The sequence below is a fragment of the Iningainema tapete BLCC-T55 genome (assembly GCF_014698965.1).
Taxonomy (GTDB): Bacteria; Cyanobacteriota; Cyanobacteriia; order Cyanobacteriales; family Nostocaceae; genus Iningainema; species Iningainema tapete.
In genome coordinates this window covers 1-9813 of the sequence record NZ_JACXAE010000089.1, presented here as the reverse complement: position 1 = coordinate 9813, position 9813 = coordinate 1, and the positions used below count along the sequence as shown (strand labels likewise).

At 43.5% G+C, this 9813-nt stretch carries 9 protein-coding genes; 3 read left to right on the top strand and 6 right to left on the bottom strand.

Annotation, left to right across the window (positions count from 1 at the left end; translation table 11 throughout):
* The first annotated feature begins 46 nt into the window (after positions 1–46).
* The 3 genes from ICL16_RS30240 to ICL16_RS30230 all read left to right on the top strand — a co-directional run bounded on the left by ICL16_RS30240 (position 47) and on the right by ICL16_RS30230 (position 2674).
* Complete coding sequence (locus ICL16_RS30240; RefSeq protein ID WP_202895791.1) at positions 47–670, top strand: aspartoacylase; 624 nt, start codon at positions 47–49, stop codon at positions 668–670.
* Positions 671–726: 56 nt separating this feature from the next.
* Positions 727–1638 (top strand): helix-turn-helix domain-containing protein, encoded by a 912-nt coding sequence (locus tag ICL16_RS30235; RefSeq protein ID WP_190835300.1) that lies wholly within the window; start codon positions 727–729, stop codon positions 1636–1638.
* Positions 1639–1747: 109 nt separating this feature from the next.
* Positions 1748–2674: an aromatic alcohol reductase gene (locus ICL16_RS30230; RefSeq protein ID WP_190835299.1), complete on the top strand. Its 927-nt coding sequence runs from the start codon at positions 1748–1750 to the stop codon at positions 2672–2674.
* Positions 2675–2741: 67 nt separating this feature from the next.
* On the opposite strand, the gene ICL16_RS30225 is transcribed toward ICL16_RS30230, so the two are convergent.
* The 6 genes from ICL16_RS30225 to ICL16_RS30200 form a co-directional block, all read right to left on the bottom strand.
* Complete coding sequence (locus ICL16_RS30225; protein ID WP_190835298.1) at positions 2742–3944, bottom strand: acetyltransferase domain-containing protein; 1203 nt, start codon at positions 3942–3944, stop codon at positions 2742–2744.
* A 161-nt stretch (positions 3945–4105) separates the two neighbouring features.
* Positions 4106–6712, bottom strand: coding sequence for a polynucleotide kinase-phosphatase (locus ICL16_RS30220; RefSeq protein WP_190835297.1), 2607 nt, complete (start codon positions 6710–6712; stop codon positions 4106–4108).
* Between the two features lie 74 nt (positions 6713–6786).
* A complete protein-coding gene (locus tag ICL16_RS30215; RefSeq protein ID WP_190835296.1) occupies positions 6787–7236 on the bottom strand; it encodes an ATP-binding protein in 450 nt (149 codons plus the stop codon).
* Positions 7237–7242: 6 nt separating this feature from the next.
* A complete protein-coding gene (locus ICL16_RS30210; protein ID WP_190835295.1) occupies positions 7243–8625 on the bottom strand; it encodes a 3' terminal RNA ribose 2'-O-methyltransferase Hen1 in 1383 nt (460 codons plus the stop codon).
* An 80-nt stretch (positions 8626–8705) separates the two neighbouring features.
* Positions 8706–9326, bottom strand: a complete 621-nt coding sequence (locus ICL16_RS30205) for a PDDEXK-like family protein (RefSeq protein ID WP_190835294.1) — start codon at positions 9324–9326, stop codon at positions 8706–8708.
* 153 nt (positions 9327–9479) lie between these two features.
* Positions 9480–9701: a hypothetical protein gene (locus ICL16_RS30200; protein ID WP_190835293.1), complete on the bottom strand. Its 222-nt coding sequence runs from the start codon at positions 9699–9701 to the stop codon at positions 9480–9482.
* Positions 9702–9813 lie beyond the last annotated feature (112 nt).

Genomic DNA, 9813 nt, shown 5'->3' with positions numbered 1-9813 from the left:
TTTATCCTGACTCAGTACTAACATTAGCTGTGTTTGTCCTGACTATTTGAATGTTTCTGCCAAAACTGGATGCTCCCCTGACTTCGTTGTTGATTTACACAGTACGACATCCAAGATGGGGTTAACAATTATTCTCAATAGCAAGCATTCATTTAATTTACACTTAGCAGCTTACCTCAGTTGTGTAAATCCTCACGTCAAGGTACTTTATTCAGCACCAAAAACCCCAGAAAATCCCTATCTGGACTCTATTTGTGAATTAGGCTGCACTATTGAAGTTGGTGCTGTAGCTCAAGGGGTATTGAATGCAACTTTATTTCAGCAAACTGAAGAACTTGTTCATTCAATTCTCGACTATCTGGAAGCTTATAACCAAGGAAAGCCACCTCAAGTAAAAGATACACTCACCATTTATCAAAGTATTCGGACGATAGATTATCCCAGGAATGAAGTTGGAGAAATTCAAGCAATGGTTCACCCTCAGCTGCAATTTCGAGACTATGAAGCACTGCATCCTGGAGAACCGATGTTTTTAACTTTTGATGGTGAGGAGATTGTTTATGAAGGTGACTCAAGTGTGTATCCAGTGTTCATCAATGAAGCAGCCTACTACGAAAAAGGCGTTGCTATGTGCATAACTCAACAGCTAAGAGAAATACTATATGAGTAATTAAAAATAGAAGATTCCCAACTACCGCGTTTGGCTTTATACTCTAGTAAAAAACCATGCCTCAGACACAACCTGCTGTTGTCCAGCCGAAATTGTCTCCCACTGGTGTTGCAAATAGCTTGCCCAATGCGCCTGTGCTTTCAAGTGGATCGGTTTGTTGGAACAATATCCTTGTGGAACAATATCAACATCCTAAAGGATCTAGGTCAAATGAATTGCCTGCCCTATCAAATCACTGGCTGACTTTTTTTTTAGGACAACCCGCTCGCTTAATGCAAAAGCGTGATGGACGCATTTACGAGGCTGTAATGCAAGCTGGCGAACATACGGTGATTCCCGCAGGGCAACCAAGTTATTGGTGTTGTAATGGAGGGATAGATATTTTGCATATCCATCTTGAGCCAACCTTTATAGCGAAAATTGCCGAAGCTTCAGATATTGATGCCAGTAGAGTTGAAATCATCAACAGCTTCTGCGGACGCGATCCACAGATACAGCACATCGCCATGTCATTACTCACGGAACTCAAATCACCAGGCTTGATGGGTCAGTTATACGTTGAGACACTGACAAATTTGTTAGCAATCCACCTTATCCGGCAACACTCAGCTAAGAACGTAAATATGCAGTTCTGTGTAGGTGGTTTGTCTCCGTCCAAGCTACAACAGGTAATTGAATACATCTACAACTATCTTGACCAGGAATTAACGCTAACTCAACTTGCAGATGTAGCGGGTATGAGTCCTGGCTACTTTGCAACCCTTTTTAAAGAATCCACCGGAGTAGCACCTCATCAGTATGTTATTCACAAACGCATTGAGCAAGCAAAGCAACTTCTTCTTAAAGGAGAACTATCTATTAGTGAAGTTGCGCACAGAGTTGGTTTTTGTGACCAAGGTCACCTTACCCGCCATATGCGTCGTCTTTTAGGTGTCACCCCGAAAACTTTTCTCAAAACTCACAATTAAAAACTGAAGATTATCCCAAAAAAACGGAAAAATCTCCAAGACTTAGACCAGATAAATCCTTGATCATTCAAATATGCTTATAAATCACAACGTTTCTTGACAGAACAATATGGCTAACTTACCTGTAGTGTTACTAGTTGGTGTAACTGGAATGCTCGGATACGAAATTGCCCTGGCAATTTTGGATAAAGGTACGATGGAATTACGGGCACTAGTCCGCGCAGATGGCACTAACGACGAAAATAAAAAGAAAAAACTTGATGTCCTTAAAGCTAAGGGAGCAACGTTTGTTGAAGGTGATATCATGAATCCCGAAAGTTTGCCTGGGGCAGTTGCCGGTGTGGAAGCTGTTATCTCAGCAATTGGAAATGAGCCAGATTCATATATTGCAGGACAGACAAATTTACTGGAAGCTGCAGAAAGAGCAGGTGTAAAAAGGTTTGTCCCCTCGGACTTTACAGGTGATTACCACAAACTCGACTACGGTGATAACTTCAATACTGATATGCGGAAACGGTTCTTTGAAGTGTTGCGGCAAAGTTCTGTTCCCTATATGTCAATTAATAATGGCGCTTTTATGGAAGTCATGTTAACGCCATTTATTGGTACTTTTAATCTCGAAACAGGAACATTTAATTACTGGGGTGAGGGCGATGAATTATGTGACTTCACCTCATATCCTGATGTAGCGAAGTACACTGCTGAGGCTGTTGGAGATGAAAGCCTTGCAAATGTCACGCTTGAATTTGCTGGTGAAGTCACTACACTGAAACAAATGCTAGCTGCTTATGAAGAGGTGACAGGTAGAAAGTTAACTCAACAGCGGCTGGGTAGTTTAGCAGATTTGAAAGCTTCGATTGAAAATGCCAAAGCTTCTGCCAAATCTCCTGTTGAATATTTAGGGCGACAATATCTGTGGATTATGCAGTCAGGCAAAGCCAAGCTGGAGCAGATTGCAAATGAGCGTTACCCACACATTAAACCTGTCAGTTTTCGTCAGTTCTTTAGCAGACAGAGCAATGCCCAAGCATCGTGAACAAGAGTGCTTCACCCACTGTTAAATTGTCAATGGCGCGTTCAATTCACTCTGAACTGAGAAATTTTCATAAGTAATTTAACCACTTATTTTGATGTTTTTTCTTATAATTAGCAAACCAGAGACAGATAGGGTAGAGGAGAATAATTATAATGATCCAGAAGTTGTAAATCATTGGTAAATCGTATCCATAGTCTGCAGGTCTAAGACTGGAAATGAGGTACGGCAGAAAAATTGCTTTCAAGCCGTAGTGAGGTAAAGCAAGCAGGATAGCAAATATATGTATCAGCCAAATGTGGACAATATAAAAGAATAAAGGAACCTGACCGAAGAGCGAGAGGGGTTTGAGAAACCGAAATCTTTGACTTTCAAACAAGTAAAGTATCAGAATTGCTGGACCGAGTGTCATCAACAAAAAGAGTAATGAAGGCGGATATTTATGGCAGTTGATGAATGAGAGCAGGGTGTGAGAAAAAGTGGGCTGGACTGACCAAGGGTTAGGATCTCCGTAAACATTAATTGCTCGGAGAATAATAAAGGCGAGAATTAGACCAAGTCCCAACCGTCGTAGCAACTGGCGTCGCTGAGATTTTTCGACAGAAAATACAGTTCCGAATGCATAACCCGTTGCCATCACCCCAATCCAAGGGATGAGGGGATAGGCAATGAAAAAGCGTTTTCCAGGAAAGAGAGTCAGCATTTTTTGTTGGTGAAGTACTGCCCAAAGCCAACCCCATCCTCCTAATTGTTCAGCCTGCACACGATCAAACAAATTGTGTCCAACTATGAGCAGGATTCCTAGTGTAGCGATCGCACGAGTCGGAAGATAAATCAGTGCTGCTAGCACAACCATTGACCAACCAATCGCCCAAAGTACCGCTACAGGAGAAAAACTGTATGTCGGATCGAATATCCATCCAAAACGCACCACCGTCAACTCGAGAAACACCAGCCACAGCCCACGAGTGAGGAGAACCCTAGACAGTTCTTGCTTACTTTGTCGGCGCTGTAGAGAAAGATAGGCAGCGACACCAGCCAGAAAGATAAATGATGGGGCACACAAATGAGTTACCCATCTGGTCAGAAAAAGAGGAACGTTGGTCTGGCTCAGGTCTGTTGGGCTAAAGGGGGCATTGGAGAAAAAGTTCCGTACATGGTCTAATACCATTAGCACCATGACAAGTCCGCGCCACAAATCTATCGATACTAGTCGCTTGGTGCTGGGCCAATCGCGGCTTTCAGTGTCGCTGACAGAAACTCTCAAGCTCATCTTCTTTCCTCCACTTTATACATTGGGTGCAAGTCCACAAATCCCCAGCCGCGCCAAAGCTTATAAAAATGCCGAAGTTCGGTTAAGTATACAGAACAACTTTGCTACATTCCTAATAGGTGAAATTAGAATTAACTGATGCACTTTTGATATCGGTCGGTTTACAAACGCGGATCTACAGGTTCGCTCTCCAGTGCTAAAATACCAAAAACACATTCATGCACGCGGCGCAAGGGGGCATGGGCAACAAATCGCTGTAGTGCTTCAACACCCAAGGCAAACTCCCGCATTGCAAGAGAACGCTTGTGTGATAACCCGCGTTGACGCAGACGTTGTAAATTCTCAGGTGTTGAGTACTCTGGACCATAGATAATCCGCAGATACTCCTGTCCGCGACATTTAACCGCAGGCTGCACAATGCCACGACTACCGTGGACGATGAATTGCATAGGTTTGACAACCATACCTTCACCCCCCGCACTAGTCATTTCTTCCCACCAGCGTACACCCTCTGCTACTTCAGAGTTTAAACCCTCAGCAGTGTCAGTCAAATCTATTACCTTGTATGTAGTGGCAAGAAGTAAGTCTTTGTCGTACTGGGCAATTTTCGCAACTTGCTCCATGTGCCAGCGATGGTCTTTATCTGTATGCACGGATTTCTCAGTTGCTAGGACGTGGAAAGGAGCCAGCTTGAGGTCTGAAATATCACTCACAGACCAGCAGTAATGACGGTAAGCACTGACGTACTGCTCTGCCATCTCTGCTCGTTGTTGGTAGTGGTTGAGTAGGTTACTGACTTCAAGACCGCGTTGGCTTGCTTGTTGTAGCACGGTTACAGCATCACCAAGGGCAAGGCGTGACGCTACCCCCACTGGTGCATATTGTTGCCGCAACAGCCCTTGAGCTTTGGCTGACCAAGGCATGAGTTCACAATCTAGACAAACCCAGTCAGTATTAAATGTTTCCCAAAAACCACTTAAAGAAAGGGCAGAATTTACCCGTGCTAGAAGTTCTGCCTCTAATTCTGGGTTGTCAAAAAAGCGCCTTCCTGTACGGGTGTAGCAAATACCAATGCCTTCATCTACTACACCAAAACGTCTTTGAGTGGCTGCCAAATCTCGGCAAACAATCACCACTGCTCGCGAACCCATATGCTTTTCTTCGCATACTACTTCAGTAATTCCCTGTTTTTGGTAGTAGGCAAAGGCTTGGAGCGGATGTTCCAAAAATCCCGTTTCTTGGGATGTTTCCACAGGAGACATGGTGGGGGGTAAGTAGATCAACCATTTGGGGTTAGCGGCAAAACGGCTCATCACTTCTAAAGCGGCGATCGCGTTCTCTTGGCGAATGGTAATATTCGACATTAGAGAAGTTGCGATCGCACGCTTACCCAATACATCCTCAATATTCAGTACATCATCATATTCCTGCTGTACAGTTCTCCCAATGCCCATTCCCGCAATTGGTTTCGCAGGTTCGCAGTAAATACGTGCAGCAGGAACACTCACCAGTTCCTTTTCAGGATAGCGCAGAGCAGTTAATTTACCCCCAAATACACAACCCGTGTCAATATCAATAGTATTATTCAACCATTCAGCTTCTAACACAGGCGTGTGTCCATGCACAACCATCGCCTCACCGCGATACTCTGCCGCCCAATTGTAGCGAACTGGTAAGCCAAACTCGTCAATCTCGCCAGTAGTTTCGCCGTACAAAGCAAACTCCCGTACAGCACCAGAACCCCGTCCCTGCATTTCCTGCTTCAACCCAGCATGAGCTACTACCAGTTTGCCATCGTCTAAGACATAGTGACTCACCAAAGAATCCAAAAACTCCCGCAATTGTTTGATATAGAGTTCGCGCACTGCATCTGGCAAAGCTTCAATTTCTGCCAAAGTTTGCTCTAACCCGTGGTTCGCCTTAACATTCTTACCCCGGAGTTTACGCATCAGCTTGTTTTCATGATTACCAGGAACGCAGATAGCCGTACCTGCTAAAACCATGTTTCGCACCAAATTTACTGTATCTAATATACGTGGTCCCCGGTCTACCAAATCACCAAGAAAAATTGCCTTGCGTCCATCGGGGTGGTGGTAGAGACGCTCCGGCGGAGCGTCTCTACGAAATGCCGTCGAATCGTCTGTACCGGATATTTGATAGCCTAATTTTTGCAGTAAAGCTTCGAGTTCGTCACAGCAGCCGTGGATATCACCAATAATATCAAAAGGACCATGTTCATATTTGCGGTTATTCCATAGAGGTTGACGTTCAATTTCTACTGCTTCAACCTCCTCCACAGAGTTGAGGGTATAAACGTAGCGGAAACCTTCTTTTTCTAAACCTCGCAATCCACGTCGCAAAAACTGGGTATGACGCCGTACTACGTGGGGACCAAATTGACGGTTAGAGCGTTGCTGGTTGCGTTCATGACACAGTTCTTCTGGCAGATTAAGAACAATGGCGACGGGAAACAAGTGATACTCTCGTGCCATTGCAATAAATGTTTTTCGATCTTCTGGCTGAACGTTGGTAGCATCTATTACAGTCAGTTTTCCTGCTGCTAGTCGTTTGGCTGTCACGAAGTGCAGCACATCAAAAGCATCTTTGGAGGCAGATTGGTTATTCTCATCATCTGATACCAACCCCCGACAAAAGTCTGAGGATAGTATCTCAAAGGGTTGAAAGTGCTTGCGGGCAAAGGAGGATTTACCGGAACCAGAAGCACCGATGAGGACAATTAAGGAAAGTTCAGGTATAGTTATTTTCATATTATCTCCACTTGAATACTAATGGTGTTGGCTAATGGCTAATTGCTAATGGCTAATAGCAATTAACAATTTCGTCAAATTTCATGGCTCTGTTCCTTAATAATGAATGAAGAATTTAAGTCATTTTTTACTATGTAAAGTGCGTCAAAACCTTCTTGCCAACTTGGTAAAACTAACTTTTTATAAGTTGCTAGTAGTCCAACTAGAGGAACGATTTGTTTTGGCTCGCGCATTCTATTTCGTAGTTTGCAATCTTCCAATTTCACTTGAAAGTAGTAACCCACAACCCGGAAACCTTTCTCTTTGGCTGGCGCAATGTAGCGGCTTCTTTCCTCTACTGTGGGGTTAGTATTATCTACGACAAAAGGTTGTTTAGCCTCTAAACATGCTTGGAGAAAAATTTGCTCTCGATGGCGGGTTTTGAGCATATCTAGGTTGATGCGGATGTGGGTGTTAAAGAAGCGCTCAGAGTAAAATGTAGACTTACCCGCTGCTTGGATTCCTACGAAAATGATTGCTTCCATCGCTAATTAGGAATTACGGCTAAACACCCCCATCTGTGTCGGAGAACCAACTTCCGATTCCACTCCTATTGGTTGAAATTGTACCGTATAGCCAAAGCGTTCCGCGACAGAATTTGCCCAAGTTTGAAACTCTTGGCGTGTCCATTCAAAGCGATGATCTTTATGTCGCAGTTTACCTGCTGGTAGGTTCTCAAATTTGACGTTGTACTCAATATTTGGTGTTGTAAAAATCACCGTTTTCGGTTGGGCAAACTCGAACACTACCCGCTCAAAAGCAGCAAGGCGAGGCAAGTCGAGATGCTCTATCACCTCAATTACAGTAGCGGCATCGTATCCTACGAAACGTTTATCTTGGTAGGTGAGTGCGCTTTGAAATAATTGTAGGCGATTCCATTGATTGCGGGGTAAGCGCAAGCGATCTAATCTTTCTTGTGCTATTTCGAGCGATCGCAAGGAAACATCCACACCAGTAACTTGTTCAAAAAAGCTGTCTTTAAGGAGTATTTTCAACAAACTACCTTGACCGCAACCTAAATCAATTATGCGCTTTGCACCACTTTCTTTCAACGCTGTTACCACGGCATTTAACCGCTGTTGATTCAAGCTAATTGGCTTTTCTACCGCCGCTTCTTCTTGAGCATAACTTTCTTCAGCACTATCTGGATCGGCGTCTTCTTCTACTAGTTGAGCTAAGGCGAGACGAGTTAAACGTTGCTGTCGTTTCAAGTAACGTTTAGTAATTTGTTCTCTGGCTGGATGCCCAGTTAACCAACCTTCACCATGACGCAGTAGCTTTTCTACTTCTTCATCTCCTACCCAGTAGTGTTTCTCATCATCCAATACTGGTATAAGTACGTAGAGATGACTCAATAAGTCGGCAACAGGTAGGGTGTGTTGCAATTCTACTGTATAATATGAACTTTGTCCCCAATCAGGGAATTTCTCATCCAAGGCATGACCTTGGGCTGTTACAGTATAGCCCAACGGTTCAAACAGTTGCCGCAGCAAATCTTCCCCACCCCGACAAGGTAAGACACTCAGTTTCGCAACTAGGGGTATGGGAGTTTGTGCCAGTTCGGGTCGATCTTTACAACGTCCGGCGAGGGCGGTACTGAATACATGTGCGATCGCCACACTGAGAAAAGAAGAGGCAACGTAGGGGCGATCGTTCACGTACTGTTCCAATGTTGCACTGCGCCCCCGCACTAATTTTACTGGATCGACATCTAATAGTAGTGCCGCAGTACATTGCTGCTCACTAACTTCTGGGTAGAAGACGTGCGCACGTCCAAAAGAAAGGGGAAAAGACTGACACTTGTCTGGGTGTTTATGCAGGAGGTAGCCCAGCTCGGTTGCTGGGTGGTAGGTGCTTGTAATAGTGAGCAGCATGAACTTTCAAAAAGGTTCAATATGAGAGCATATTTATTTCTACCGTTCCAACAGGGGCGATTACGGAAAATAATTTTCGCTCACTCAGTTATTTGACTCAACCGCTTGAGGATACGCATGACATCATGCAATTCATTACCCCGGTTACGAACATCAAAAATATCGGAAGTGCCATACATGGGTGGATTACTTTTGACGAGTTTTACAAACATAAAACTACCACCAGATGTGATCATACCATAAACTTGCTGACTAGGTGCTGCTAGCATATAAGCCAAAATCTGGTCAAGTCCAGCCTCTACAGAATATGCTACTTGTTTCGATTCAATCACCGTCACCGAGAATTTATCATTGAGTAGCAATACATCAATGCGCCCTTTAACCTTAGTTTGATTATCCTCAGTCTCGACTTCCACCGATTTCTCTAGCTTAATATGAAATGGTGGGAAATAAAACTTACCAATAAACAACAATGGTGAGAGAACAACAGTATTAACTGTATTCTCTAATAGCGGCGGATAGTTCCGTAAATTTATGTAACCTGCCTTAACTTGATTAAGTAACTCTTTTTCTTGAAGCGTCAGTTCTGGTAAATTATCTTGCCATTCGGAGAAAAAGTCCTCCGTTTCTACTAACTCTAATCCAAATAGCGATATCAGTTGTTCAAGAGTTATATTTTCTGCTGCGATTGTATTAGTCATTGTCTTCACCCTCATCTTCATCTAAGTAAAAGTTAGCAGTTTCTACCAACATAAATTTAAACGTGTAACAGCTTATGATAAATTGCGTAAGCAACCCATTTAACTTGCTTAATCAAGAAGATATTTACACTAATGAAGTATAAAATTACCCTGTTACACCAGTTCTTCTGTTAACACTCGGCGCATAATTTCAGTAACTTCGGTTGCCATTCTAGCATCGAGTTCAATTGTATCCCGTCTTTTTGCTGACTCAATTTTATCGGGATTGGTTTCCTGAAATGGTTTTACTCCGCGTAAAGCCATGCTGACAGTTCTTAGCACAGGTGGATTATTACTAGCCGTGGGATGTTGATCCAAAAATTGCACCAGTGCCACATAAACTATTTCACTACTTTGCCGGGAATCACTGAAGGTAACTTTTCACTCCCCCCCCATTAGCAAGATGACTTGTGAGTTAGTAAAAGAATAAAAATGATTCGAGTGTGAG

What these genes read in the sequence shown, in the direction of transcription:
- ICL16_RS30220 (WP_190835297.1), bottom strand. Translation starts at nt 6,712, where the DNA reads ATGAAAATAACTATACCTGAACTTTCCTTAATTGTCCTCATCGGTGCT.
- ICL16_RS30215 (WP_190835296.1), bottom strand. Translation starts at nt 7,236, where the DNA reads ATGGAAGCAATCATTTTCGTAGGAATCCAAGCAGCGGGTAAGTCTACA.
- ICL16_RS30205 (WP_190835294.1), bottom strand. Translation starts at nt 9,326, where the DNA reads ATGACTAATACAATCGCAGCAGAAAATATAACTCTTGAACAACTGATA.
- ICL16_RS30230 (WP_190835299.1), top strand. Translation starts at nt 1,748, where the DNA reads ATGGCTAACTTACCTGTAGTGTTACTAGTTGGTGTAACTGGAATGCTC.
- ICL16_RS30210 (WP_190835295.1), bottom strand. Translation starts at nt 8,625, where the DNA reads ATGCTGCTCACTATTACAAGCACCTACCACCCAGCAACCGAGCTGGGC.
- ICL16_RS30235 (WP_190835300.1), top strand. Translation starts at nt 727, where the DNA reads ATGCCTCAGACACAACCTGCTGTTGTCCAGCCGAAATTGTCTCCCACT.
- ICL16_RS30225 (WP_190835298.1), bottom strand. Translation starts at nt 3,944, where the DNA reads ATGAGCTTGAGAGTTTCTGTCAGCGACACTGAAAGCCGCGATTGGCCC.